The organism is Colwellia sp. Bg11-12, assembly GCF_014076955.1.
Lineage (GTDB): Bacteria > Pseudomonadota > Gammaproteobacteria > Enterobacterales > Alteromonadaceae > Colwellia_A.
This window is the reverse complement of the sequence record NZ_JACGUZ010000071.1, coordinates 1-24,593: the sequence shown is the minus strand read 5'-3', so window position 1 is coordinate 24,593 and position 24,593 is coordinate 1. Positions and strand designations below refer to the sequence as shown.

26 protein-coding genes and 1 rRNA gene are annotated in these 24,593 nt (G+C 37.9%); 13 read left to right on the top strand and 14 right to left on the bottom strand.

The window, feature by feature from the left end; all coding sequences use genetic code 11:
- Window positions 1-27: 27 nt before the first annotated feature.
- The gene (gene hutI, locus H4J39_RS08975) at window positions 28-1,263 is read right to left on the bottom strand and encodes an imidazolonepropionase (RefSeq protein ID WP_182227539.1); all 1,236 of its coding nucleotides are present in this window, start codon (window positions 1,261-1,263) and stop codon (window positions 28-30) included.
- Window positions 1,264-1,499: 236 nt separating this feature from the next.
- Here hutI and hutC point away from each other — a divergent pair, with 236 nt between their 5' ends.
- The 6 genes from hutC (at window position 1,500) to H4J39_RS08945 (ending at window position 8,262) form a co-directional block, all read left to right on the top strand.
- Window positions 1,500-2,222, top strand: a complete 723-nt coding sequence (hutC, locus tag H4J39_RS08970) for a histidine utilization repressor (protein ID WP_182227537.1) — start codon at window positions 1,500-1,502, stop codon at window positions 2,220-2,222.
- 64 nt (window positions 2,223-2,286) lie between these two features.
- Complete coding sequence (gene hutU, locus H4J39_RS08965) at window positions 2,287-3,969, top strand: urocanate hydratase (RefSeq protein WP_182228408.1); 1,683 nt, start codon at window positions 2,287-2,289, stop codon at window positions 3,967-3,969.
- Window positions 3,970-4,058: 89 nt separating this feature from the next.
- On the top strand, window positions 4,059-5,603 hold the full coding sequence (gene hutH / locus H4J39_RS08960; RefSeq protein WP_220462168.1) for a histidine ammonia-lyase: 1,545 nt from the start codon (window positions 4,059-4,061) through the stop codon (window positions 5,601-5,603).
- A 295-nt stretch (window positions 5,604-5,898) separates the two neighbouring features.
- A complete protein-coding gene (locus H4J39_RS08955) occupies window positions 5,899-6,351 on the top strand; it encodes an NfeD family protein (protein WP_182227535.1) in 453 nt (150 codons plus the stop codon).
- Between the two features lie 46 nt (window positions 6,352-6,397).
- On the top strand, window positions 6,398-7,315 hold the full coding sequence (locus H4J39_RS08950; RefSeq protein WP_182177595.1) for a slipin family protein: 918 nt from the start codon (window positions 6,398-6,400) through the stop codon (window positions 7,313-7,315).
- Entirely contained in the window at window positions 7,315-8,262 is a 948-nt protein-coding gene (locus H4J39_RS08945) for an SPFH domain-containing protein (protein ID WP_182227533.1), read from the top strand. Before H4J39_RS08950 ends, H4J39_RS08945 begins: the two co-directional genes overlap by 1 nt.
- A 103-nt stretch (window positions 8,263-8,365) precedes the next feature.
- Here the strand turns inward: H4J39_RS08945 and H4J39_RS08940 are convergent, their stop codons facing one another.
- The 4 genes from H4J39_RS08940 to H4J39_RS08925 are packed head-to-tail and all read right to left on the bottom strand — an operon-like array spanning window position 8,366 to window position 10,919.
- Window positions 8,366-8,668, bottom strand: coding sequence for a hypothetical protein (locus tag H4J39_RS08940; RefSeq protein ID WP_182227531.1), 303 nt, complete (start codon window positions 8,666-8,668; stop codon window positions 8,366-8,368).
- On the bottom strand, window positions 8,658-9,500 hold the full coding sequence (locus H4J39_RS08935; protein WP_182227529.1) for an NAD(P)H-binding protein: 843 nt from the start codon (window positions 9,498-9,500) through the stop codon (window positions 8,658-8,660). The genes H4J39_RS08940 and H4J39_RS08935 overlap by 11 nt, the downstream gene beginning before the upstream one ends.
- Before the next feature lie 8 nt (window positions 9,501-9,508).
- Window positions 9,509-10,009 carry a nuclear transport factor 2 family protein gene (locus tag H4J39_RS08930; RefSeq protein ID WP_182227527.1) on the bottom strand — a complete coding sequence of 167 codons (501 nt, stop codon included), beginning with the start codon at window positions 10,007-10,009 and terminating at the stop codon, window positions 9,509-9,511.
- Window positions 10,010-10,028: 19 nt separating this feature from the next.
- Window positions 10,029-10,919: a bifunctional GNAT family N-acetyltransferase/hotdog fold thioesterase gene (locus H4J39_RS08925; RefSeq protein WP_182227525.1), complete on the bottom strand. Its 891-nt coding sequence runs from the start codon at window positions 10,917-10,919 to the stop codon at window positions 10,029-10,031.
- Between the two features lie 49 nt (window positions 10,920-10,968).
- Between H4J39_RS08925 and H4J39_RS08920 the strand changes: the two genes are divergently transcribed.
- Window positions 10,969-11,721 carry a spermidine synthase gene (locus H4J39_RS08920; protein ID WP_182227523.1) on the top strand — a complete coding sequence of 251 codons (753 nt, stop codon included), beginning with the start codon at window positions 10,969-10,971 and terminating at the stop codon, window positions 11,719-11,721.
- A gap of 11 nt (window positions 11,722-11,732) precedes the next feature.
- Here H4J39_RS08920 and dtd read toward each other — a convergent pair whose 3' ends face one another.
- The 3 genes from dtd to H4J39_RS08905 form a co-directional block, all read right to left on the bottom strand.
- Entirely contained in the window at window positions 11,733-12,170 is a 438-nt protein-coding gene (gene dtd / locus H4J39_RS08915; RefSeq protein WP_182227521.1) for a D-aminoacyl-tRNA deacylase, read from the bottom strand.
- Entirely contained in the window at window positions 12,167-13,135 is a 969-nt protein-coding gene (gene pip / locus H4J39_RS08910) for a prolyl aminopeptidase (RefSeq protein ID WP_182227519.1), read from the bottom strand. Before pip ends, dtd begins: the two co-directional genes overlap by 4 nt.
- A 140-nt stretch (window positions 13,136-13,275) precedes the next feature.
- Window positions 13,276-14,133, bottom strand: coding sequence for a virulence factor BrkB family protein (locus tag H4J39_RS08905; protein WP_182227517.1), 858 nt, complete (start codon window positions 14,131-14,133; stop codon window positions 13,276-13,278).
- Window positions 14,134-14,233: 100 nt separating this feature from the next.
- Here H4J39_RS08905 and H4J39_RS08900 point away from each other — a divergent pair, with 100 nt between their 5' ends.
- Both H4J39_RS08900 and H4J39_RS08895 read left to right on the top strand, forming a co-directional pair.
- Window positions 14,234-14,467 carry a hypothetical protein gene (locus tag H4J39_RS08900; protein WP_182227515.1) on the top strand — a complete coding sequence of 78 codons (234 nt, stop codon included), beginning with the start codon at window positions 14,234-14,236 and terminating at the stop codon, window positions 14,465-14,467.
- A gap of 8 nt (window positions 14,468-14,475) precedes the next feature.
- Window positions 14,476-15,117 carry a DUF2959 domain-containing protein gene (locus H4J39_RS08895; RefSeq protein WP_220462167.1) on the top strand — a complete coding sequence of 214 codons (642 nt, stop codon included), beginning with the start codon at window positions 14,476-14,478 and terminating at the stop codon, window positions 15,115-15,117.
- Window positions 15,118-15,240: 123 nt separating this feature from the next.
- Here the strand turns inward: H4J39_RS08895 and H4J39_RS08890 are convergent, their stop codons facing one another.
- The 3 genes from H4J39_RS08890 to typA all read right to left on the bottom strand — a co-directional run bounded on the left by H4J39_RS08890 (window position 15,241) and on the right by typA (window position 17,798).
- Window positions 15,241-15,438 (bottom strand): hypothetical protein, encoded by a 198-nt coding sequence (locus H4J39_RS08890; protein WP_182227511.1) that lies wholly within the window; start codon window positions 15,436-15,438, stop codon window positions 15,241-15,243.
- A 51-nt stretch (window positions 15,439-15,489) separates the two neighbouring features.
- Window positions 15,490-15,672, bottom strand: coding sequence for a hypothetical protein (locus H4J39_RS08885; RefSeq protein WP_182227509.1), 183 nt, complete (start codon window positions 15,670-15,672; stop codon window positions 15,490-15,492).
- A 311-nt stretch (window positions 15,673-15,983) separates the two neighbouring features.
- Window positions 15,984-17,798, bottom strand: coding sequence for a translational GTPase TypA (gene typA, locus H4J39_RS08880; RefSeq protein ID WP_182227507.1), 1,815 nt, complete (start codon window positions 17,796-17,798; stop codon window positions 15,984-15,986).
- Between the two features lie 342 nt (window positions 17,799-18,140).
- Here typA and glnA point away from each other — a divergent pair, with 342 nt between their 5' ends.
- The 4 genes from glnA to glnG all read left to right on the top strand — a co-directional run bounded on the left by glnA (window position 18,141) and on the right by glnG (window position 22,749).
- Window positions 18,141-19,547 (top strand): glutamate--ammonia ligase, encoded by a 1,407-nt coding sequence (glnA, locus tag H4J39_RS08875; protein WP_182227505.1) that lies wholly within the window; start codon window positions 18,141-18,143, stop codon window positions 19,545-19,547.
- A 113-nt stretch (window positions 19,548-19,660) separates the two neighbouring features.
- On the top strand, window positions 19,661-20,182 hold the full coding sequence (locus tag H4J39_RS08870) for a DUF4124 domain-containing protein (protein WP_259368801.1): 522 nt from the start codon (window positions 19,661-19,663) through the stop codon (window positions 20,180-20,182).
- A 76-nt stretch (window positions 20,183-20,258) separates the two neighbouring features.
- Window positions 20,259-21,353 (top strand): nitrogen regulation protein NR(II), encoded by a 1,095-nt coding sequence (glnL, locus tag H4J39_RS08865; RefSeq protein WP_182227503.1) that lies wholly within the window; start codon window positions 20,259-20,261, stop codon window positions 21,351-21,353.
- Entirely contained in the window at window positions 21,343-22,749 is a 1,407-nt protein-coding gene (glnG, locus tag H4J39_RS08860) for a nitrogen regulation protein NR(I) (protein WP_182227501.1), read from the top strand. The genes glnL and glnG overlap by 11 nt, the downstream gene beginning before the upstream one ends.
- A 19-nt stretch (window positions 22,750-22,768) precedes the next feature.
- Here glnG and H4J39_RS08855 read toward each other — a convergent pair whose 3' ends face one another.
- From H4J39_RS08855 to rrf, 3 genes are all read right to left on the bottom strand, one after another.
- Window positions 22,769-23,152, bottom strand: a complete 384-nt coding sequence (locus tag H4J39_RS08855; RefSeq protein ID WP_182227499.1) for a MerC domain-containing protein — start codon at window positions 23,150-23,152, stop codon at window positions 22,769-22,771.
- Between the two features lie 80 nt (window positions 23,153-23,232).
- A complete protein-coding gene (epmA, locus tag H4J39_RS08850) occupies window positions 23,233-24,207 on the bottom strand; it encodes an elongation factor P--(R)-beta-lysine ligase (RefSeq protein ID WP_182227497.1) in 975 nt (324 codons plus the stop codon).
- A gap of 73 nt (window positions 24,208-24,280) precedes the next feature.
- A 5S ribosomal RNA gene (gene rrf / locus H4J39_RS08845) occupies window positions 24,281-24,395 on the bottom strand.
- Window positions 24,396-24,593 lie beyond the last annotated feature (198 nt).

Below are 24,593 nucleotides of genomic sequence, written 5' to 3'. Positions count from 1 at the left end.
CCTTCATTACCAGCCTATTAATTTAAGTTAAATAACCTTATGCCCAGCAACGAATAATTCATCAAGGGGATTAACACCAAATTGATAGCAAAGCTCAGCGGGTTGTTCTATATTCCACATAGCTATATCCGCATCAAAATCGACAGCTAATTGTCCTTTGTTATTTGATAACCCAAGTGCTTTAGCACCATAACAAGTAACACCCGCTATTGCTTCTGCAGGTGTTAATCGAAAGAAGGTGCATGCCATATTAAGCATCAGTTGAATATTATGAATGGGTGATGAGCCAGGATTTGCATCGGTCGCTATGGCCATCGGTACTTGATGCTTTCTTAATAAATCCATTGGGGGTAATTGTGTTTCACGTAAAAAGTAGAAAGCGCCAGGTAATAGTACAGCGGTCATATCTGCAGCTTTCATAGCTTTAATACCAGCTTCATCTAAAAATTCGATATGATCAGATGAAAGCGCATTATATTTTGCCGCCAAGGCTGTCCCCCCTAAATTTGACAACTGTTCCGCGTGTACTTTTATCGGTAGTTGATGTTTTTGAGCCGCAGCAAAAACACGTTCAGTTTGCTCTAAACTAAAACCAATGCCTTCGCAAAAAACATCAACGGCATCAGCTAAGCTTTCTTTTACAATGAGTGGGATCATTTCATTACACACTAAGTCAATATATTCATCAGGTTTTTCTTTATATTCAACAGGTAATGCATGTGCGCCAAGGAAAGTGCGCTTTATAGTAACCGGCAGCTTTTCAGCTAACTGCCCAGCCACTTTGAGCATTTTAATTTCGTTCAACGTATCTAAGCCATAACCAGATTTAATTTCAATACTGGTCACACCTTGTTGATGTAATGTTGTTAATCGAGGTAATGCGCTGGCTAATAACTGACTTTCACTGGCTTTTCGGGTTGCAGATACGGTTGAGATTATGCCTCCGCCAGCATTAGCAATTTCTTGATAACTTTTACCTTGTAACCGCATTTCAAATTCATTAGCACGGTTACCGCCATAAACTAGATGCGTATGACAATCAACTAAGCCGGGTGTTAACCACTTACCTTTTCCATCAATAATTTGTAGCGATTTTTCATCATATTTGGGTAAATTAGTTTTCTCACCTAACCAAGCAATTTTACCTTCACTTATTGCTAAAGCTCCGTTTTTGATAGCACCGTAGCTATTAGCACCATCGGTCATGGTCGCTAGATTTACATTAATGAAGAGAGTTTGCCAAGCAGAAGAATTAATCGTCATATAAGATCCAAAAATTGATTTTAACGCTAAGCTTATAACCAGCATTTATATCGAGAGATAGCGGTACTATAAGCGTAGTGTCTGATTACTGATAAAACCACTTTACGCGATAGAGAATAGACAAGCAAGCTTGTATATACAAGTATTGACATGAGTCGAAATAAATGAGATTGTATATACAAGTTATAGCATCAAGACTCTTAACGGTCTTGTGAACAAGAACCTAGCGAATTAACATGACTCAAGTAAAAACAGCAAAATTTACCGTAATAAAGCAGCATATTTGCCAAAAGATTGAATCTGGCGAATGGCAGCAACATGCAAAAGTACCTTCTGAAAATGAACTCGCTGAACAATTTTCTGTGAGCCGTATGACAGCTCGACGCGCTTTACAAGAACTTACTGAACAAGGTCTGCTTATCCGTTCACAAGGCTCAGGTACTTTTGTTGCGACTTTTAAGTCACAATCTTCGTTATTAGAAATTCGTAATATCGCTGATGAAATTCAAAAACGAGGTCACCACCACCATGCGAAACAGCTTACCTTAAAAGCCGTTTCGGTTAACGAAGAAATCGCTATTTTACTTAACTTAAAAGCTAATTCAATCTCTAGTGAGTCGGTATTTTATTCTGAAGTGCTGCATTTTGAAAATGACCAGCCAATTCAACTTGAACAACGTTATGTAAACAGTGCTTTAGTCAAAAATTATTTAGCGCAAGACTTCACCCAAATAACACCTCACGAATATTTATCAAGTGAAGCACCATTAACTGAAGCAACACACGAAATTGAAGCTGTATTAGCAGACACCAATATTTGCCAATTACTCAATATAGAAGAATCAATGCCTTGCTTACAAGTGAAGCGTCGTACTTGGTCAAGTAAGGGGGTGGTCAGTTTAGCGACATTAACCTCTCCTGGTAATAAGTATCGTTTAGGCAGTCACTTAAAATTCTAAAGAAATAATCATCCTTTTTACAAACCATAGTTAGGAAAAAATCATGACTATCGAAAATACCTCAATAGACCCAAGATTAGATACAAGCCGAGTGATCAGAGCAGATCGCGGTAATAAAATCACCGCAAAAAGTTGGTTAACCGAAGCGGCTAAACGCATGCTAATGAACAACCTTGATCCTGAAGTTGCTGAGCACCCACAATCTTTAGTGGTCTACGGCGGTATTGGCCGTGCCGCACGTAATTGGGCTTGTTACGACAAAATTATTGAAGTATTAAATCGCTTAGAAGATGACGAAACGTTAATGGTGCAATCAGGCAAGCCAGTCGGTGTATTTAAAACCCACTCGAATGCGCCACGTGTTTTAATTGCAAACTCAAACCTAGTGCCAAACTGGGGTAATTGGGAGCACTTCAACGAGCTCGATAAGAAAGGTTTGATGATGTACGGTCAAATGACTGCGGGCTCTTGGATTTATATTGGCTCGCAAGGTATTGTGCAAGGAACTTATGAAACATTTGTTGCCATGGCTAATCAACACTTTGGTGGAAGTGCTAAAGGTAAGTGGGTACTTACTGGTGGCTTAGGCGGTATGGGTGGTGCACAACCCCTCGCAGCAACGATGGCTGGCTTTTCAGCATTAGTGGTTGAATGTGACGAAACTCGTATCGATTTTCGTATCAAAACTCGTTATGTAGACAAAAAAGCAAAAACCTTAGACGAAGCCCTATCCATAATAAATGAGGCATGTGCAAAAGGTGAAGCGATTTCAGTTGGCTTATTAGGTAATGCTGCTGATGTTTTCCCTGAATTAGTAAAGCGCGGCATCACCCCTGACGTAACCACAGATCAAACTTCAGCACATGACCCACTAAATGGTTACCTTCCTCAAGGTTGGACGATGGAATACGCTGCTGAAATGCGCTTGAAAGACGAAGCATTGGTAATAAAAGCGGCAAAAAAATCAATGGCGGTGCAAGTGCAAGCCATGCTTGATTTACAAAAGGCAGGCTCTGCAACAACTGATTATGGTAACAACATTCGCCAAATGGCTTTAGATGAAGGCGTAAAAAATGCGTTTGACTTCCCTGGCTTTGTACCCGCGTATGTTCGCCCCTTATTTTGTGAAGGTATCGGCCCTTTTCGCTGGGTAGCATTATCTGGTGACCCAGAAGATATCTACAAAACAGATGCGAAAGTAAAAGAATTAATTCCTGACAATCCACACCTGCACAATTGGTTAGATATGGCGCGCGAGCGTATCGACTTTCAAGGTTTACCAGCACGAATTTGTTGGGTCGGCTTAAAAGATAGAGCTCGTTTAGCATTAGCTTTTAACGAAATGGTTAAAACTGGCGAGTTATCAGCACCCGTTGTTATCGGTCGAGACCATTTAGATTCAGGTTCAGTTGCTTCACCGAATCGTGAAACTGAAAGTATGTTAGACGGTTCAGATGCTGTTTCTGATTGGCCATTACTTAATGCCCTGCTTTCAACATCGGGTGGTGCTACATGGGTGAGCATACATCACGGTGGCGGCGTTGGCATGGGCTTTAGCCAGCATTCAGGTGTTGTTATTGTTGCTGACGGAACTGACGAAGCAGCACAACGTATTGGCCGTGTTTTGTGGAACGACCCTGCAACAGGTGTTATGCGTCATGCCGATGCGGGTTACGATCTAGCTGTAGGTTGTGCAATAGAGCAAGGTCTTGACTTGCCTATGATTGAAGGTGCTAACGGTAAGTAACTTTTTCTTCGTGGCTTATTTTATAATTTAAAACAGCCACATAAAAGAAACCTAATTTAATAAATTGATTAAGTATTAACGAGAAAAATATGTCAGATATAAGTACATTGAACATTATGCCAGGGCAATTAACCCTAGCGCAATTACGTAACGTTGTTAAATATGAAGATATTCAATATAGCCTTGACGAAAGTGCCTTTGATGCAATTCATCAAAGTGCAGAAGCGGTGCAGCAAGTTATCCGTGAAAACCGTGTTGTTTATGGTATTAACACCGGTTTTGGCTTATTAGCTAGCACACGTATAAAGACAGAAGAGCTAGAATTATTGCAGCGCTCTATCGTGCTTTCTCACTCAGCAGGCTTTGGCGAGTACATGGAAGATGCCACAGTACGCTTAATGATGGTATTAAAAATCAATTCCTTGTCACGTGGCTTCTCAGGTATTCGTTTAAAAGTCATCCAAGCCTTAATTACTCTGCTTAATGCTGAAGTTTACCCTTGTGTACCCAAGAAAGGTTCGGTCGGCGCATCAGGCGATTTAGCGCCTCTTTCACATATGGTTTTACCGTTATTGGGTGAAGGTGAGATGTCGCACAACGGTGAGGTTATTTCAGCACTTGAAGGTTTAAAAATTGCAGGACTTGAACCCGTAACGCTAGCCGCTAAAGAAGGTCTAGCACTACTTAACGGTACGCAAGCATCAACTGCTTTTTCTTTAGAGGGTTTATTTCACGCAGAAGATTTATTTGCTGCCGCCGTAGTTATTGGTTCAATGTCTGTTGAAGCGGCATTAGGTTCACGTGCCCCTTTTGACGATCGTGTTCATCAAGTACGCGGTCAAATAGGGCAAATAGATGCAGCAACCGCTTATCGTTATGTTTTAGATACAAACTCTGAAATTGGTGGCTCTCATGTTGATTGTGAAAAAGTACAGGACCCTTATTCATTGCGTTGTCAGCCACAAGTGATGGGCGCATGTTTAACACAAATTCGCCAAGCCGCAGAAGTACTTCACATTGAAGCAAACGGCGTAACTGATAATCCACTGGTTTTTGCTAACGAAGGTGACTTTATCTCGGCAGGGAATTTCCACGCTGAACCTGTCGCTATGGCCGCTGATAATTTAGCACTTGCCATTGCTGAGATCGGTTCGTTGTCTGAACGTAGAATGGCGTTATTGATTGATGCTAACTTAAGTAAATTACCACCATTTTTAGTTGATAACGGCGGTGTTAACTCAGGTTTCATGATAGCTCAAGTAACTTCCGCTGCGTTAGCGTCTGAGAACAAGTCATTAGCTCACCCTGCTTCTGTTGATAGTTTACCCACTTCAGCTAACCAAGAAGATCACGTATCTATGGCATGTTTTGCTGGTCGTCGTTTAGCTGATATGGCAGAAAATACCAACGGTGTTTTAGCTGTAGAGTATTTAGCGGCAGCCCAAGGCTTAGATTTTAGAGCTCCCTTAAAAGGTTCGAACAACGTTGAATTAGCAAAAGCTATTTTACGCCAAGAAGTGAGTTTTTATGATAAAGACAGATACTTTGCACCCGACATTGCTGAAGCCTCTGACATTATTGCTGATGGTGAATTAAACCCGTTCATTCCTGCAGGCACACTACCGAGCTTTTAGTCTTTAACTGCAGCATAAAAATAACTAAAGCCCGTTAATTAACGTTAACGGGCTTTTTATGTTCAGGATGAACGGTATGCCGTAATCAAACGATGTGAAAGAACAGAAATGATTAAGGCTGTATAAATTAATTATTATATATTCTGGCTGCAAGCTTGACATAATATGTCGTATTTGCTAATTTTAGATTCACAAAGTAGATCATATATTTTACTTAATTATAATAATGCAACAACAGTATCTATATTTAATTAACCTGTTAATCTAATGATCTATTAATGACAAGGAGTTAGCGGTGGAGTACATTCTTTTCTTTGAAACCTGGATCGTTTTAGCCATTTTATTTGCTTGCGCTGAAATTTTTGTTCCTGGTGGCATACTATTAAATTTAGGCATCGCTTCATTGTTAGTCGCAATTGGCGTACAACAACAACTACTCGATACATGGACATTAACCTTAACGACTTGGTTTATACTGGCTTCATTTCTACTCTTTATTCTTTATTTTGTCACCGATCGCTTTTTTAGTGGTGAATATACTGTCGATAATATTTATGAAGAATTAGATATTTATGGCAAAGAAGTCACTGTTTTAGAAAAAATTGGCCCAGGTACACATGCTGGTCGCGTAAAGTTTCAAGGCACAACATGGACAGCCCTGGGCGATGGTTCAGAGCTAAGCAAAGGTAGCCACGCCAAAATCGTTTGTAAAGAAAATATCTCTCTCGTTGTTGAACCAATAAAGTAACAACAGCAAAAACCTAAAATGATAACTAAAAATATAGGAACTACCTATGCTAGCCACACTCACCTTTATATTTCTTGGATTACTCTTTATTGTCGTAAAGCTTGTACTTATTGTGCCGATGAAAGAAGTTTGTATTATCGAACGCTTAGGTAAATTTCGCGCAATAATGAGACCAGGATTACATTTTCTTATTCCTTTTATTGACCGCGTTGCTTACCGCCATGAAACAAGAGAGCAAGTCTTAGACATTCCGTCACAAAGCTGTATCTCGCGCGATAACATTCAAATTGAAGTTGACGGTTTAGTTTATATCCAAGTAATGGATGGCGCAAAAGCAAGCTACGGTATAGAAGATTATCGCCGTGCCTGTGTCAATTTAGCGCAAACCACTATGCGTAGTGAAATAGGCAAATTGAAACTGGGTCAAACTTTTTCAGAACGAGATACTCTTAACGAAACCATTGTCCGTGAAATAGACAAAGCGTCAGATCCTTGGGGCATAAAAATGTTGCGTTACGAGGTAAGAAATATCACCCCATCGGCAAATGTCATTCATACCCTTGAAAAGCAAATGGAAGCCGAGCGAAGAAAACGTGCAGAAATTACCTTAGCGGAAGCTGATAAAGAGTCGACGATCAATTTGTCTGAAGGAGAGCGCCAAGAGGCGATTAATATTTCAGAAGGCGATAAGCAGCGACAAATAAATGAAGCACACGGCTTCGCTAAAGAAATTGAAATATTAACACAAGCAACCGCTGAGGGTATGAATATGATCGCAAAAGCATCAATGACTCCTGGGGGCGATAAAGCAATAAAAATGCGCTTACTTGAGCAATTCATCAAGCAAACAGGCTCTATATTAAAAACGGCAGATGTTTCGATTATGCCTGCTGAAATGGCCAAGTTAGAAGGTTTCTTCGAAGGCATGGACAAAGTAACGCAAACCGTTCAAGGAGCGAAATAATGATAGAACAAACAATAAGTAATATTGGCGGTGACAGTAATCTTGATATCGTAATACTCGCCATTTGGGGCGCTATATTTCTCTTTTTAGCTTACAAATTTGTACAAGCTATTTGCTTAGTACCAACAAAGTCTGCCTATGTGGTTGAACGTTTAGGGAAATACCGTTGCACATTAGAAGCCGGTTTCCATATTTTATTGCCATTTATTGACCGTGTTGCTTTTATTCAAGACTTAAAAGAAGAAACAATCGACGTACCACCACAAGAATGTTTTTCAAAAGATGAAGTAAATGTTGAAGTTGACGGCGTAATTTACATTGAAGTGATTGATTCATTAAAAGCGAGCTACGGGATCACTGATTATCGCTTTGCGGCAATGCAATTAGCACAAACCACCACACGCTCTGTTATTGGCACCTTAGACTTAGACAGAACCTTTGAAGAGCGTGATATTATCAGCGCCAAAGTAGTCGAAGTATTAGATAAAGCGGGTGAAAGTTGGGGGATACGAGTACATCGCTATGAGATAAAAAATATTACCCCGCCTGATACTGTTAAAAATGCCATGGAATTACAGGTAAATGCAGAACGTGAGCGTCGAGCAATTTTAGCGAAAAGTTTGGGTGACAAAGCTAGCCGCATTAACCGTTCTGAAGGTTTAATGACAGAGATGATAAATATCTCAGAAGGCGAAAAGCAACGTCGTATTAATTCAGCAGAAGGTAAAGCTGCACAAATAATAGCTATCGCTCAGGCAACTGGAGATTCCATCACTAAAATCGCTATTGCTATTGAACAACCGGGCGGGCAACAAGCACTTGATTTACAATTAACTGAACAGTATCTCCAACAAATGCAAGGTCTTAGCCAGGCAAACAGGAAAGTTATTCTACCGGCGAACTTGCTTGACTTTAACCAGTGGTTATCAATATCTGGTATTAAATAAGTTAAAGGTGTAAAAATCACAAGAAAAAAAAGTAATAAAACACGTAGTGAAGGAATCTTTTAGCTACGTGTATTTTGTTGATAAAATAGTACAATATTTTGGCTTAAAAGAGGAAAAAGCCAATTAACGCCAACATAACAGCCGAACCAAAAACAAATACATTATTGCCCAAAGTTAATTTTTTTTCTGCTAAACGTAGCCGTATTTTAATTATCGCGATATAAAAAAGTGTTGCGGTTAAAGCTGTAACAAAATGAGTAAGTAACGTATTAAGTTCGCTATTATTTTGCCATAAAAACACAATGCCCCGCTTATTAACAAAGAACAGATTTAAGAGCGAAATATGCAACCATAAGACAAAAAACAACTGAGTCGTTTTGTTTTTCAACCAATCTTTAAACATCATATAGCCCTACTACTGACTTATATAACCAAACAATTAAATCATCATGAGTGAACTGGTAATTAAAACTATTACGAAGCTTGGCATCATTAATACGCTTGCCAAAACGCATTGACGTTTCAAACGAGAACTCTGGTGCAGGTAAGTTTAAGGCGTTAGCTGCCGCATGATAATAATGTTGTTTACTGGTTTCAGTGGCACTTACCGCATTATAAGTGCCACTAATGTCTTCATTAGCGATAATTTCCATAAGCACACCTACCGCATCATCTTGATGAATTAGATTAATAAAAGACTGAGGCTCAGCAAGCACTTTCTTTCCTTGAAGAAATCGGCCTGGATGACGTTCAGGGCCAACTAAGCCTGCTAAGCGTAATATTACTGATGTGCCTGAGAAAGAACGCACTGTTTGCTCTGCCGCATTAATAATAGCGACTTTATCTGCACTCATGTCCAAAACAGATTGTTCATCAACTAAACCAGACAAACCATTATAAACAGCCGTAGTGCTGAGCAGCACGATCTTTTTGACATTACCTAGTTCTGCCATTTCAACTAACTGAGCAACTTTTTCCGGGTAATCACTGCGACCTTGACGGAGCTGTGGCGTAATAGCAATAATCAGCGTCTCATGAGTAAATACACTCAACACCAAAGATTTAGGATCAAGTACTGGCAGACTTAATTGTTCAGCATTAATATTCTCTTCGCACAGCTTTTGCTTTTTTTCTTCGCTTTGTACCGTTACTGTCACACGGTATTGTTCAATCAGTAATTGCTTTGCTAAAGCGTGGCCTAACCAACCACAACCTATAATCGCAACACTTTTTAGCATGGAGACCCTTAATTTTTTGGCAAGGTTTGTTGTTGATGATGCTGCTTAATTTTATGCACAACGTCATCTGCAATAGCGTTTGGAACAGGTATAGAAAGATTATATTGTAAAATCCTCCATCCCTGTGGTGTTAGTCGAAGCACACCAGAACCTCGGCATTCACCGTAATTTTTGCTGTCGAGTAACTCATCAAAAAAAGCCAGTCTTTCACCTTTTATATCAGTTTGAATAAGTGTGATATTTCTTTGACGAGGCTTATATAACCAGCCTCGCCCTTGACTAAAATAAGGGGTTACGAATTCAATAAATTGTTTTTTGGTCCAGCGTTCTTCACCATCTGTTCCTAAAAAAACAGCTTGCTCATCAAGTAGGTTTAAATAGAGCTTTTGGTTAGCACTTGCTGCCGCTTGATGGAAAGTATCAAGCACTTTATTAATGTCGCTATTTGCAAATAAACTTAGACTAAAGAAGCAAAAACTTAATATACATACTATTTTTTTAATTATCATTTTAACCCCTAAAGTGTCGTTATTTCGACAATACAAAATATAAACCGTTAAAGGTTGCCGCGACATTTTCACCACTAAAGACTTGTACCTCAACAGATAATTTTATTTTATCATGGCTGAGTAAATCACCAACACAACCCGAAGTAAGCACCTCACCTGTCTTAGCAAAAGCAACTCCGGCTACAGGGTTATGATATCGAATTTTTGCATCCGCTAACACTATATTGCCCTTAAGGTTGTGTTGTTGAATCAATAAATGAACCCAACCCCACCCTGTTAATGTCGCAAGGGTGTAAATACTGCCTGCAAACATAGTGTTATGTAAATTTTTATTAAATACTTCATCACAAGTAATGACTAATTTTTGTTGATCATAATAGCTAATTGTCACCCCCATAGCTTTGCTCATCGGAATAGTATTAGTCCAAATATCTTGCAGGGCTATCGATAAGCTATTGTTATGTAAATAATGTGTCTGAAGCTTTTTTTCCATATTGAAATGTTTAATGTTATTAAACAATAAATGTGAAAATCCAATATTTTGGTAAGAGAGTTTTTCATAGAAATTAATAGCTTGTTCACGTGCTTTTAATGAGAGTTTCTTTATACCTAGGCTGATAGCAAACTGCTCCAGGGCCATGACTAATTGCTTGCCTAACCCTTTGCCCTGAAAGTCATCAGCAACCGCCATATAACGAATTTGTCCTTGCAACATTCCACTAAAGTGAAGGCGAGCCACCGCTATAATGTTACCTTCAGTGTTAAAGATAGCTCGATGAACCGCCTGTGTTTCTAGTTCGTCTCTTTCACTTCCTTTTTCTTGCTGTGATGGTTTTCGCAATATTTTCCAGCGTAGATGGTAGTATTGTTCAAACTCTTGCTGGCTTATGGGTGATCGACACTCAAACATTCGCTATGCTTACCTTTAATAATTAAAGAAATTCGTTCTATACGCTATTATGAAATTAGTTAAACATATCCAACAAGGTCACTTGAGTTACTTTACGCAAAATAATGATGCTATTTCAGTCAGTGAAAACCAGCATTATCGTTGGTTAGCTTTCGACAATGTCGTTCAAAGTATGATGCTCAAGCGCAAACCTTCACAACTGACCTTTCCTCATCAAATCAGCTTATTATCACCTTTACTTTTTTTTCGCCCTAAACGAGTGGTCGAATTTGGTCTAGGTGGTGGTAATTTAGCACGATTTTTATTACATCATTTACCTGATCTAACTTTAGATACTATTGAATATTCTCAAGAAGTTATTGAATGTTTCGAACGTTTTTTTAATCCACAAACAGCAAATGTTCATTTACATCATTGTTCTGCGCTCGATTGGCTTCATTATCATAAGAAAATAAAACCTGATTGGTTCATTTGTGATATTTATCAAAAAAATCAATCAATTCATGATTCTTTAATCTTAACTAAAAATATATTGAAAAAAGTAGGAGAGCAAGCAGTCTTATCACTTAACTTACCGAGTCCATCAAACGAAGAGATTAACTATTTTCTTTCGGAATTAAAAGTACTCGCTCCAAATAAACAGTTAGTTTACTTTCATATACCGCATTACTTAAATGTTATCATTCATTTATTACCCAACAACATGGTAAATCAGCCTGAAGACTTTTTAATAGACACCACTATTTTACCGACCAGAACCTTTAACCGTTGGCGTAAATATTGGCGACACGGTATGCAGTAGTTAACCTTACATTAGCACGTTAATGTAAATGTGACTGGGCCATCATTAACTAAAGCCACTTTCATATCAGCACCAAATTCGCCGGTAGGTACAACAAAACCTTGTTCCCGTAATTGTAGACAAAAGTATTGATATAATGGGATACTGATTTCTGGTTTCGCTGCATTAGTTAAGCTTGGACGCATTCCTGAACGCGTATCTGCTGCCAGTGTAAATTGTGAAACAACTAATATTTCACCATTGATTTGGCCGACACTAAGATTCATCTTTCCCGCATTATCTTCAAAGATGCGGTAACCGGCGACACGTTCTGCCAACCGCTTCGCTTTAGCTTCATTATCGTCGGATTCGATCGCAAGTAAAACTAAAATACCGTGCTCGATTTCCCCTATTACTTTTTGATTAACAGTAACACTTGCTTGTGAAACTCGTTGAATAACTGCGATCATAATGGTTGTTCAGCTAGAAAATTTGCCATAGTATCGCTTGCCCGGCAAAAAGCATCAATAGTTTGTCGCTCAAAACCACTATGGCCCGCAGCTGGTAAAATTTGTAATTGGGCATTATCCCAATGCTTAGTTAATAAATAGGCATAATGAAGCTGACAAACCATATCATAACGACCGTGAAGAATAATTGCAGGTATTGCCGTTAGCTTAACAATATTTTCAAGAATATAATTTTCTTTAATAAAACAATTTTTAGTAAAATAATGACTCGAAATCTTTGCCATACATAATGCTTGATGAGCATCTTCGACCTGCGCCATACCAATGTGATGATGTTCGATTGTTGATAACCTTAATTCCCATAATGCCCAGGCTTTGCTGGCAGAAATTACTGCGACCTCATTACTTGAGTGTAAGACTTGGTGATAACCTGCAAGTGGGAACTTTTGCAATTCACCAGGTAAATAATCAACAAATTCTTGATAGTATTCTGGAAAGAAACTTTGTGCTCCATACGACCCATAAAGCCATTGATATTCAGCTTCAGTGGCAAGAAATATGCCTCTTAAGATAAAACCTAAAACCTTTTCTGAATGCTCTATACCATAATTCAGTGCCAATGTTGTACCCCATGAGCCTCCACACACTAGCCACTTTTCAATATTTAGGTGCTTGCGAATTACTTCAATATCATTAACCAAATGTGCTGTCGTATTCTCTTTTATAGACGGAGAAGGCTTTGAGCGACCACAACCACGCTGATCAAATAAAATGATACGATATTGTTCAGGATCAAAATAACGTCGATGGTTCTTACTTGTGCCGCTACCAGGGCCACCGTGTAGGTATAACACCGGAATTCCTGTTGGGTTACCTGATTGCTCAAGATATATTTCATGCTGATCGCTAACAGGTAGAAACTCTTGTGCATACGTTGATAATTTAGGATATAAAGACCGTGACATTTATTTACTCTAGATTTTGCGCGCCATAGATATGATTATGGCGCAAAATAGTAAAAACTGTCAGTTTCAGTTACGCATAAATAAATTTAGTTTTCGCGTGCTATTCTCGGTGATAACTTGCTAATAAAGTAATGAATATTTTAACTTTGATCGTGTTCTTCTGGATTAAAATTCTCTAATGATACAGTAAATAAGGCGCCAATAAGAACAACTAGCCAAGATAAGTAAACCCATAAAAAAAGAATGGGAATACCCGCTAAAGCGCCGTAAATCCGTTCATAAGAAGGTAGTTGCGTTATATAAAAAGCAAAACCTTTTTTGGCGACTTCAAATAAAAGTGCCGCTAAAGTTGCCCCCAGTAAGGCGTGTTTAATCGGTACGACTTTATTGGGAACAACGGTATATAAAATAAGAAATGCACCGATTGAAGCAAAAACGGGTAAGGCTCTTAAGGCAATATTGGTGAGGCCAAAAATATCATAAGTCCCTATCGATATTAATGAAACGATATATGAGGTTGCCGCAATACTGCTTCCCATTAAAACAGGGCCTAATGTCAGTACCATCCAATACATAGAAAAAGCAGTAACAATTCGCCTTTTCGCTGTTACTCGCCAAATTTTATTGAGGCTCGTATCAATAGCTGAAATCAATAACAGCGCGAATAAAAATAAAAAAGTAATAGCAATAGCTGACATTTCTGATGCATTAGTCACGAAACCCGTAATATGCTCTTTAACCACATCACCTGCGGCAGGCATAAAATTTTGATAGACGAAGTTTTCAATGATGCCTTTTATCTCAGTAAAAATAGGAAAGGCAGTCATCACTGAAAGCATCACAACAATTAATGGTACGAGTGACATTAAGGTGACGTAAGATAAGTAGCCAGCGGTAATATGCACCTGCTCTTTTAATATTCTCTTTAGAAAAAACAATATAAAATGCCAAAAAGTCTGATTTTGGCGGTTGTTTTTAATCGTTTTAATCCAGTTCATTACAAATTAGTTATTATCTTATGGTGAACAATATATTATGATAATTACTAAGCAAGTGATAGTGATAATAATAGTAATCAAATTTAACTTAGGAGTGATCATGTCTAATCAGGGTTCAGGTGGTAATGTTTTAGCAGCAATATGTAGTTTTTTTATTGCGGGTTTAGGTCAATTAGTTCAAGGGAGAATCCTCGCAGCAATACTGTTTTTCTTGTTAACCTGGGTTAACTACACATTAGCAGCGACAGGTATATTATTCTTTATGGCGATTCCTGGCATTATTTTTCATCTTTGGGCAATTATTGATGCTGCACGCTACCGAGGTAGGAGTTAATGAGAGGCATGGCCATAAAAGTATCGTTATTTTTTCTTTTGCTTTCAATAGTAGGTTGTCAATCAGCCTACTATTCAGCAATGGAGAAAGTAGGTAAACATAAACGTGATATATTAATTGATCGTGTTGAAAGCGCGACAGAGTCGCAAGAGGAAGCAAAAGAGGAATTTAAAAACGCATTAGAGCAATTTTCCGCATTAGTAAATTTTGATGGCGGCGAGCTACAACAGCAATATGAAATGAGTAATAACCATTATCACACAAGTAAAGTTGCTGCTGATGATGTTACCGCTCGCATTAATGCTATTGAAGATGTTGCTGAAGCTTTATTTAATGAATGGCATGATGAATTAGATCAATTCACCAATCAATCACTAAAACGACAAAGCCAATCTCGCTATAGAGAAACCCAAAATCGCTATGCATCAGTCATTGAATCAATGTGGAATGCAGAAAGAAGAATGCAGCCTATTCTTAATGCACTTAAAGACAATATGCTTTATTTAAAACATAACCTTAATGCTCGAGCCATTGGTGAATTAAAAACCGAATATAAATTAATTGAGCAAGATGTCGAACGATTGATTAACGAGATGAATAGTTCAATTAACAAGTCACAAACATTCATAAAATCACTTAAGGCGACTTAATATAAGTTAAGACGCTGACTTAACAGTAACTTTATCACTAAATGAAGTTAATTATGAGTTGAGTAGTTGGTAACTTAGCAAATTAAGTTACCATCAATCTTATTTTTTGTTACTGCTCTTTGCTTAGGCAAGGTGAGTTAATGTTTTTACATTCGCTCTAGAGTGGGTCAAAACTGAATGAGACAGTGAATCATCTTGCTCTTGGTTTTGATTAATAGCAGCAAGTAAACTAGAGAGCTGTTTTATTTGACTGGGCCCAGCAATACCTTGTTCAAAAAGTTCGCTTAATCGTTGTAACATTTTTAGTTGCTCAGGGGACATCTTAGAATTCCTTTTCTCGTGTTAATAAATAAAAATAAACGGTGGCTTTAGTTATGAAGCAGTGGCATGTTGATATTGAGTGGATGCTTTTATGGGTAACCCTACTTCTCTGCCATCGTCGATGTACTCTTGATAAAGAACATTTAACTCTCTGCGCTCTATAAGGCTAGCGCAATCGGAAACTACTTTTTCAAATAAATCATTTAACCGCGTTAATTTCTTTTGCTCCATCATAAGTTTTCTCCCTTCACTCATACTTTAGAAATTAAATTTATATATTAAGCGTAACAGTAAAACAGATATTCACCAGTGAACTATGATGGATGATGTTGACGATAAAATTTCAATTTATTTGTCCCTAAAATTATTTTTCATTTAAAAACAATAAATTAATGAGTAAAAATAAACTTTAACTGCAGTTACTTATGCTATTTCCTATGTAAGCTTAAGACATCTCTTACAACATATGAAGTTTAGGCTTACTAAAATTTACTGACAAAAAAACCAGCCGAAGCTGGTTTTTATCAATCGTCTACATAAGAGGCTTATTTAGGACGAGTATCACGCTTACGTTCATTCTCTTTTAAAAGCTTTTTACGAATACGAATGCTTAGTGGTGTTACTTCCACTAGCTCATCGTTATCAATAAACTCAAGTGCTTGTTCAAGTGACATAACGATAGGTGGTGTTAACGTTTGTGCTTCATCAGTACCTGATGAACGAACGTTAGTTAACTGCTTACCTTTAAGAGCATTTACGGTTAAATCATTGTCACGGCTATGAATACCAATAACTTGACCTTCATAAATATCAACACCGTGTCCGATTAACATACGACCACGTGATTGCAAGTTGAATATTGCATTCGTTAATGCTTTACCTGTTGCATTGCCGATCATTACACCATTTTTACGCTGGCCAATATCGCCACCTTTATGAGGTCCGTATTCAAAAAATGTATGGTAGATTAAGCCAGAACCTGACGTTAATGTCATGAATTCAGTTTGGAAACCGATCAAACCACGACTTGGCATGATGAAGTCCATACGAATACGACCTGTTCCATCAGGTGCCATATCAGTTAATTCAGCTTTACGAACACCCATTCTTTCCATGATAGGTCCTTGATGTTGTTCTTCAACATCAATGGTTACGTTTTCGTAAGGTTCTTGTATTTGGCCGTCAATTTCACGAATAATAACTTCAGGACGTGATACCGCTAACTCAAAACCTTCACGGCGCATGTTTTCAATCAAAATGCCTAAGTGAAGCTCACCACGACCTGAAACTTTAAATTTATCAGCATCAGGAAGTTGCTCAACACGTAAAGCAACGTTGTGAATTAATTCTTTGTCTAAACGGTCTTTGATGTTACGTGAAGTAACAAACTTACCTTCTTTACCACAAAATGGTGAAGTGTTTACTTGGAAAGTCATATTGATAGTAGGTTCATCAACAGATAACGCTGGTAAGCCTTCAACTTCTGTTGGACAACAAACCGTATCTGATATTTTTAACTCGCCTAAACCAGTAATTGCAATAATATCACCAGCAAAACCTTCAGCAATATCAAGACGCTCTAAACCTAAGTAACCGAATACTTTACCAACTTTAGCGTTATGAACCTTGCCAGTTGCTAATTTAATCGTCACTTGTTGATTTGGTTTAACAGAACCACGAGTAATACGTCCAACACCAATTACACCCAAATAAGAGCTGTAATCAAGTTGAGATATTTGCATTTGAAATGGACCATCTGGATCCGCTGTTGGTGCAGGCACTTCTTTAAGGATAGTGTCAAATAAAGGAGTCATATCTGTGCCGGTTACGCCTTCTTCAAGCGAAGCCCAACCATTGATTGCTGAAGCGTAAACAACTTTAAAGTCAAGCTGTTCATCAGTAGCGCCAAGGTTGTCAAACAATTCAAAAACTTGGTCCATAACCCAATCAGGGCGAGAGCCAGGCTTATCAACTTTATTGATAACAAGAATTGGCTTTAAACCTTGAGCAAACGCTTTTTTCGTTACGAAACGCGTTTGTGGCATAGGGCCTTCTTGTGCATCAACAATAAGTAAAACCGAATCTACCATTGACATAACACGCTCTACTTCACCACCAAAATCAGCATGGCCAGGAGTATCTACGATGTTTACACGGTAACCGTTCCAGTTAATAGCCGTATTTTTAGCTAAGATTGTGATACCACGTTCTTTTTCGATATCATTCGAATCCATCGTACGCTCTTCAAGACCGCCGCGGGCATCAAGGGTACCTGATTGTTCTAATAATTTATCAACCAAAGTTGTTTTACCATGATCAACGTGGGCTATGATGGCAACATTACGTAATTTATCTAACACGGGTTTTACTCACTTCTTGCAAGACTTTTTCATCAAAAGAATATAGGGCTATAATTGGGCGCGAATTATACAGTAATGAATTCAACAAAGACAGCAACAAATATTTCAATGCTTATTAAAATCTCCATACACTAATTGTTACGCCCTGTTATACTCATAAGCACCAAAAGCCAGCAAGCGCACCACATTGAAGCAGTCAGTGCACGCTAATGGTGCATAGTGTTGTAGTTAGATAACTTAACACCTTATATACAAAGGCTTTTTCTGTTGGCATGAATTTCGCTTTATGCCATTCATGCAATATGCAAACGTATTTTATTTTAAAGACACTGGAGACTTTACATGTCACAAGCAGTATTAGATTTAATCAAAGACAACGACGTAAAATTTGTTGACCTACGTTTTACTGATTCAAAAGGTAAAGAGCAACACGTTTCAATTCCTCACCACCAAGTAAATGAAGATTTCTTCGAAGACGGCAAAATGTTTGATGGTTCTTCTATTGAAGGATGGAAGGGTATTAATGAATCTGACATGGTGATGATGCCTGACGCTGAATCAGCGGTTCTAGACCCTTTTACAGATGCAGTAACATTAAATATTCGTTGTGACATATTAGAGCCAAGTACAATGCAAGGTTACAGTCGTGACCCTCGTTCAGTCGCTAAACGCGCTGAAGAGTACTTACGTAGTACTGGTATTGCTGATACGGTATTAATTGGTCCTGAGCCAGAGTTCTTCTTATTTGATGATGTGCGTTTTAGCACTGATATGAGTGGCTCTTTCTATAAAATTGATGATAAAGAAGCAGCTTGGAATTCAGGTACTGAATACGAAGAAGGCAATATGGGTCATCGCCCAGGCGTTAAAGGCGGTTATTTTCCAACATCTCCTGTAGATTCTTCACAAGATATACGTTCAGCCATGTGTTTAGTTATGGAAGAAATGGGCTTAGTTGTCGAAGCACATCACCATGAAGTAGCAACGGCTGGTCAAAACGAAATTGCTTGTCGTTTCAATACTTTAGTAAAAAAAGCTGATGAAGTTCAAATTTACAAATATGTAGTACATAACGTTGCACATGCTTATGGTAAAACAGCGACTTTTATGCCAAAGCCTTTAGTAGGTGATAACGGTTCAGGTATGCACGTTCATCAATCTCTTGCGAAAGACGGTGTAAACTTATTCGCAGGCGATAAATACGGTGGTTTATCTGAGATGGCGCTTTATTATATTGGCGGCATTATCAAGCATGCTAAAGCATTGAATGCTTTTACTAACCCTGCAACTAACTCTTACAAACGTTTAGTGCCACACTTTGAAGCGCCGGTAATGCTTGCATATTCAGCACGTAACCGTTCTGCATCGATTCGTATTCCAATTGTCCCATCACCAAAAGCAATGCGTATTGAAGCTCGCTTCCCTGACCCAGCAGCAAACCCTTATTTAGCTTTCACTGCATTATTAATGGCTGGCCTTGATGGTATTAAAAACAAAATTCATCCTGGTGATGCAATGGATAAAGATTTATACGATTTACCTGCAGAAGAGGCAGCAGCTATCCCACAAGTAGCAACATCACTTGAAGATGCATTGCAAAGTTTAGAAGCCGATTATGAGTTCTTAACGGCGGGTGGTGTTATGGATAAAGACATGATTGATGCTTACATTGCTATTAAACGTGGTGAATCACAACGTGTAAACATGACAACTCATCCATTAGAGTTTGAATTGTATTACAGTGTTTAACCTACATTAAGTCATTAAATAATAAAAAAAGCTCACTTCGGTGAGCTTTTTTGTGGCAAAAAGGCCATTAGTTATATAAGTTTAAGATAGGCATTTTAAATTGAGCTAAATTTTTGCGCTATTCATTGTTGTTATTAATCTTAATCATCACATTACTCAGTAGTCATGTCTTTGCAGCTTCAACAAAAATTTATGTTTGGAGAAGTGACGATGGCGTTTTAGTTTTTTCTGACAGCCCTAAACCTGGCGCTGAAGAAGTTGAAATTAGCGAACCGAATATAAGCTATTCTGTTGATACCTCAATGCTTGATTTAACGCCAAAAGTTATAAAAAATGACTACCAAGTTGAAATAGAGCAACCTAAACAAAAGGCAACTATTAGGGACAATACTGGCTCAGTATATGTAGCGGGAACTATTAAACCTATATTTAAACAAGGCTTGAATATTCAATTACATTTGGACAGCAGTCCTTATGGACCCCCTCAGCCTCACTCTATGTTTGTACTGCGAAATATCGACCGTGGTGAACATATCATAAAAATGCAATTAATTAATGAAAAAGGCAAGGTAATTGCATCATCAAAATCTATAACGTTTTATATGCATAGAGCATCAGTTAATAACGCTAATTGATTAGCATTTAGTGCAACTTGCACCAAATATAATTGCATTGATATTTTTTCGCACTAAATGAGTGCAAAAGGTTTGTATGTCCAGTATCAGCACTAGAGATCAACAATTAAAACTTCATTACCAACAAAAACTGCCAAACCAAATGGTAACAGCACTTGTTGTGTTGGACAGTAAGTTAACGATCCAATATGTTAATCCTGCAGCTGAAGCCCTATTAATTAAGAGCTTCAACAAGTTATACAACTTACCAATTACCACGGTCTTCTATAATTCTCCGATTAAAAAAGAGCGTTTAGAGCAGCTTCTCACTTCTGGACAAGAGTTCAGTGATAGTGATGTCACTATTGAGTTTTTTGATCACAGCCGTATTACCGTAGAAATTACAGCCTCTTCTGTTGAATTTAGTAAACAGCCTCATATCATTTTAGAATTCAAACAAATTGACCAACAAAAAAAAATGAGCATAGAAGCCTTTCAACACCAACAGTGGGAGTCTTCTAGAGACTTGATACGAGGACTTGCTCATGAAATTAAGAATCCATTGGGTGGTCTTCGCGGTGCAGCACAGTTATTAAGTAAAGAACTAACGAAAGAACAACAAGAATATACTGAGATAATTATTGAACAAGCTGACCGCTTAACTAATTTAGTGGATAAGCTATTAGGACCCAATCAATTACCTCAGATGGCAGAGCAAAATATTCATATTGTTTTGGAAAAGGTCTATAAGTTAATTAATTTTAATAATCCTAAAAAGATTAAAATTATTCGGGATTATGACCCTTCAATTCCTGAGATTAGTTTTGACCAAGATAAATTACAGCAGGCTGTTTTAAATATTGTTAATAATGCCGTTCAAATTATTGATGAACATTGCAACATAACATTAAAAACAAGAGCTGCAAGTAATAAGACCATTAATGGCAGACGGATAAAGCTATGTGTTCAAATTAGCATTATTGATAATGGCCCAGGTATTCCAAAAAAAATTCAAGACACTTTGTTTTACCCTATGGTTTCTGCGCGAGATAATGGTACCGGATTAGGTTTATCTATTTCACAAACATTAGTGCAGCAACATAAAGGAAAGCTTTCCTGTTATAGCCGACCAGGCCATACCGAGTTCCTAATTTTACTACCTTTACAAGAAGAGAATAATAATGAATGTTGAGCAAGTTTGGATAGTAGATGATGACAGCTCTATTCGCTGGGTATTAGAAAAAGCTTTATCGGGAGCGAGTATTTCAGTCGCTTCTTTTGAGAAACCAGAAGATTTACTTATTGCACTTGAACATCAGCAACCTGAAGTTATTATTTCTGATATACGAATGCCTAATATCGACGGTATGACGCTACTAAGTCGTATTAGTGAACAATTCCCCAATCTCCCGGTAATAATAATGACAGCTCATTCAGATCTAGACAGTGCTGTAAATGCCTATCAAGGGGGAGCTTTTGAATATTTACCAAAACCATTCGACACTGACGAAGCCATTTCACTTACAAGACGAGCATTAACATATGCTCGAGAGCAAACAGCTAAACGTAAGCACTCAGTAGCCGTACCTGATCCTGTGGGCATAATTGGGGCAGCACCCGCTATGCAAGAGGTATTTCGAGCAATTGGACGGTTATCACGTTCGAGTATAAGTGTGCTAATTAATGGCGAGTCAGGCACAGGGAAAGAATTAGTTGCTCATGCTCTTCATATTCATAGTCCGCGTTCAGATGCTCCATTTATTCCCTTGAATATGGCTGCAATACCAAAAGACTTAATTGAATCTGAACTGTTTGGGCACGAAAAAGGCGCATTTACTGGCGCAAATGCGGTTCGTCAAGGTCGTTTTGAACAAGCACATAAAGGCACATTATTTTTAGATGAAATAGGCGATATGCCATTAGATATTCAAACCCGCTTATTACGTGTTTTGGCTGATGGCCAATTTTATCGCGTCGGTGGTCACTCACCTATCCAAGTTGATGTACGAATAATTGCAGCAACGCACCAAAATCTTGAAGTTCAAGTAAGTAACGGAGATTTCCGTGAAGATTTGTTTCACCGTTTAAATGTTATAAGAATACAATTACCCAGTTTGCGTGAACGAAAGGAAGATATTGAACAACTGATTAATCATTTTTTACATTTAGCTGCAAAAGAATTAGAAGTCGAACAAAAGACATTACAAAAATCGACGCTTAACTATTTACAGCAATGCGCGTGGCCTGGAAATGTTCGTCAACTTGAGAATATTTGCCGTTACTTGACGGTCATGGCGAGTGGTAAGGAAATTTTGTTAGATGATCTTCCAAGCGAGCTCACAGAAAAAACAACATTATCCAACACGACCACAGAAGTTTCATCTTGGCCGGTTGCTCTACAAAAATGGGTTGACGAAGAATTAGTAAAAGGTAACAGTAATATTATAGAGAGTGCGCTACCAGAATTTGAGAAAATATTGTTAGAGCGAGCACTCCATTTTACTCAAGGAAGGAAGCAAGAAGCCGCTAAAAAATTAGGATGGGGAAGAAATACGTTAACAAGGAAATTAAAAGAACTTAATATGTAAAATATAGGTGAAAGTATCGTTAGGTACTTTCACATGATTCATTTATACAACGTTTACAACTGTTACATAATTTCAAGTTAATTAAATGAGCGGCAACAATAAGACTAGCGCCCAACACAATAAAATAAGGTTGGATATCTTCAGAAAAGTCATGTTTTATCCAATAAATACCTACGCCTAAGAATAATAAGTAAAAAGGATATATTTTTCTATGGTACTTTTTAAAGCCCGAAAATAACGCTACAGTACCTAGTACAGCTGTCATCATTAGAAAAACATGTTCCCATGCGTGGTCAGCTAAAAAGCTTAATCCTAATAAAGGGAGTGCGGGTAGCAAAATGGGCAATAGAATACAATGAAGCGCACAAAGCGAAGTTGCGGTTATTCCAATTCGATCAAGCACTGTATACTTCCCTTAGATTCAAATAGTGAGTAGACTTAAAAGCGGATAATATCACAATTGATATAGTATCACAAAACTTTTTAAGCGTGGTCGATTGGAAATGAAATTATTTGATCAATAGCGCTTTTATCTAAGGCTATCATCATTAAACGATCAATACCCAGCGCAACACCTGCACATTGAGGTAAACCAAGTTGCAGTGCATCAACAAAGTTTTTATCTATCTCTTTAATCGTAAGCCCTAGGCGTTGACGTTTTTGATTATCCTGTTCAAACCTTTCAACTTGCGTATTCGCATCTGTTAATTCATTAAAGCCATTCGCTAACTCAATGCCCTTAAAGTAACATTCAAATCGCTGTGCAACTCGCACATCTTCGGTGCACTGCTTGGCTAATGAAGCTTGTGCTATTGGGAAGTTATAGACGAAGCATGGGCTATTTTTACCAATATTTACTTCAATTATTTCTGAAAAAATAAATTGCAATAATAAGTCGCAATCATTGGAATTGTATAACCAATCTTCAGCTTTATTATATAACTTAATGACATTATATAACTCAGTAAAACTTGCAGTTAATGGGTCCACACTCACAAATTTTATAAATAATTCTTGATAAGATATTTTTTCAGATTGTGAACATTTTAAGATGGTAGTCAGTAATTCGTCTACTTCTTTAATTAAGTCGTGTTGATCAAAACCTAAACGGTACCATTCTAGTATGGTGAATTCTGGGTTGTGATAACGACCAGAATCTTCATGTCTAAAAGCTTTACAAATTTGATAAATAGAACCGAAGCCTGAAGCAAGTAAACGCTTCATATGAAATTCTGGCGAAGTTTGTAAATACAGCAGTTGATATTTTTTTATATCGGTATTCTTTGAATAGTTATATTTAGTATTAAATGCTTCGAGAAAAGGGTCTGTTACCGTACCAACAGACAGAGATGGAGTCTCAACTTCAATAACATTTTTATGTTCAAAGAAGGCTCTTATCTGGCTAAGAATGGCTCCCCTTTGCTTTGCAACTTCCCAGTCCATATTAGTTTGCCACATAGATAAAATATAATTATTTTACAGAGTATATACGAAAAAACCCGTTACAAAGTAACGGGTTTTATAAATATGCGCCTAGCAATGTCCTACTCTCACATGGGAACTCCCACACTACCATCGGCGCTAACACGTTTCACTTCTGAGTTCGGAATGGGATCAGGTGGTGCCATGTTGCTATTGTCGCTAGACAAAAAACTTTAATATCAAAGATATAATTTAATTTATACTTATAAAAATATAAAGTAAATTAGAGCCTTGGAACAAAAAGCCCGACTCTTACGAATCGGGCTTCTCTTAATAGGCGCCTAGCAATGTCCTACTCTCACATGGGAACTCCCACACTACCATCGGCGCTACTGCGTTTCACTTCTGAGTTCGGAATGGGA

Coding starts and splice junctions, on each gene's coding strand:
- hutI (WP_182227539.1), bottom strand. CDS start 1,263: ATGACGATTAATTCTTCTGCTTGGCAAACTCTCTTCATTAATGTAAAT.
- hutC (WP_182227537.1), top strand. CDS start 1,500: ATGACTCAAGTAAAAACAGCAAAATTTACCGTAATAAAGCAGCATATT.
- hutH (WP_220462168.1), top strand. CDS start 4,059: ATGTCAGATATAAGTACATTGAACATTATGCCAGGGCAATTAACCCTA.
- H4J39_RS08950 (WP_182177595.1), top strand. CDS start 6,398: ATGCTAGCCACACTCACCTTTATATTTCTTGGATTACTCTTTATTGTC.
- H4J39_RS08945 (WP_182227533.1), top strand. CDS start 7,315: ATGATAGAACAAACAATAAGTAATATTGGCGGTGACAGTAATCTTGAT.
- H4J39_RS08940 (WP_182227531.1), bottom strand. CDS start 8,668: ATGATGTTTAAAGATTGGTTGAAAAACAAAACGACTCAGTTGTTTTTT.
- H4J39_RS08935 (WP_182227529.1), bottom strand. CDS start 9,500: ATGCTAAAAAGTGTTGCGATTATAGGTTGTGGTTGGTTAGGCCACGCT.
- H4J39_RS08930 (WP_182227527.1), bottom strand. CDS start 10,009: ATGATAATTAAAAAAATAGTATGTATATTAAGTTTTTGCTTCTTTAGT.
- H4J39_RS08925 (WP_182227525.1), bottom strand. CDS start 10,919: ATGTTTGAGTGTCGATCACCCATAAGCCAGCAAGAGTTTGAACAATAC.
- H4J39_RS08920 (WP_182227523.1), top strand. CDS start 10,969: ATGAAATTAGTTAAACATATCCAACAAGGTCACTTGAGTTACTTTACG.
- dtd (WP_182227521.1), bottom strand. CDS start 12,170: ATGATCGCAGTTATTCAACGAGTTTCACAAGCAAGTGTTACTGTTAAT.
- pip (WP_182227519.1), bottom strand. CDS start 13,135: ATGTCACGGTCTTTATATCCTAAATTATCAACGTATGCACAAGAGTTT.
- H4J39_RS08905 (WP_182227517.1), bottom strand. CDS start 14,133: ATGAACTGGATTAAAACGATTAAAAACAACCGCCAAAATCAGACTTTT.
- H4J39_RS08900 (WP_182227515.1), top strand. CDS start 14,234: ATGTCTAATCAGGGTTCAGGTGGTAATGTTTTAGCAGCAATATGTAGT.
- H4J39_RS08895 (WP_220462167.1), top strand. CDS start 14,476: ATGGCCATAAAAGTATCGTTATTTTTTCTTTTGCTTTCAATAGTAGGT.
- H4J39_RS08890 (WP_182227511.1), bottom strand. CDS start 15,438: ATGTCCCCTGAGCAACTAAAAATGTTACAACGATTAAGCGAACTTTTT.
- H4J39_RS08885 (WP_182227509.1), bottom strand. CDS start 15,672: ATGATGGAGCAAAAGAAATTAACGCGGTTAAATGATTTATTTGAAAAA.
- glnA (WP_182227505.1), top strand. CDS start 18,141: ATGTCACAAGCAGTATTAGATTTAATCAAAGACAACGACGTAAAATTT.
- glnL (WP_182227503.1), top strand. CDS start 20,259: ATGTCCAGTATCAGCACTAGAGATCAACAATTAAAACTTCATTACCAA.
- glnG (WP_182227501.1), top strand. CDS start 21,343: ATGAATGTTGAGCAAGTTTGGATAGTAGATGATGACAGCTCTATTCGC.
- epmA (WP_182227497.1), bottom strand. CDS start 24,207: ATGTGGCAAACTAATATGGACTGGGAAGTTGCAAAGCAAAGGGGAGCC.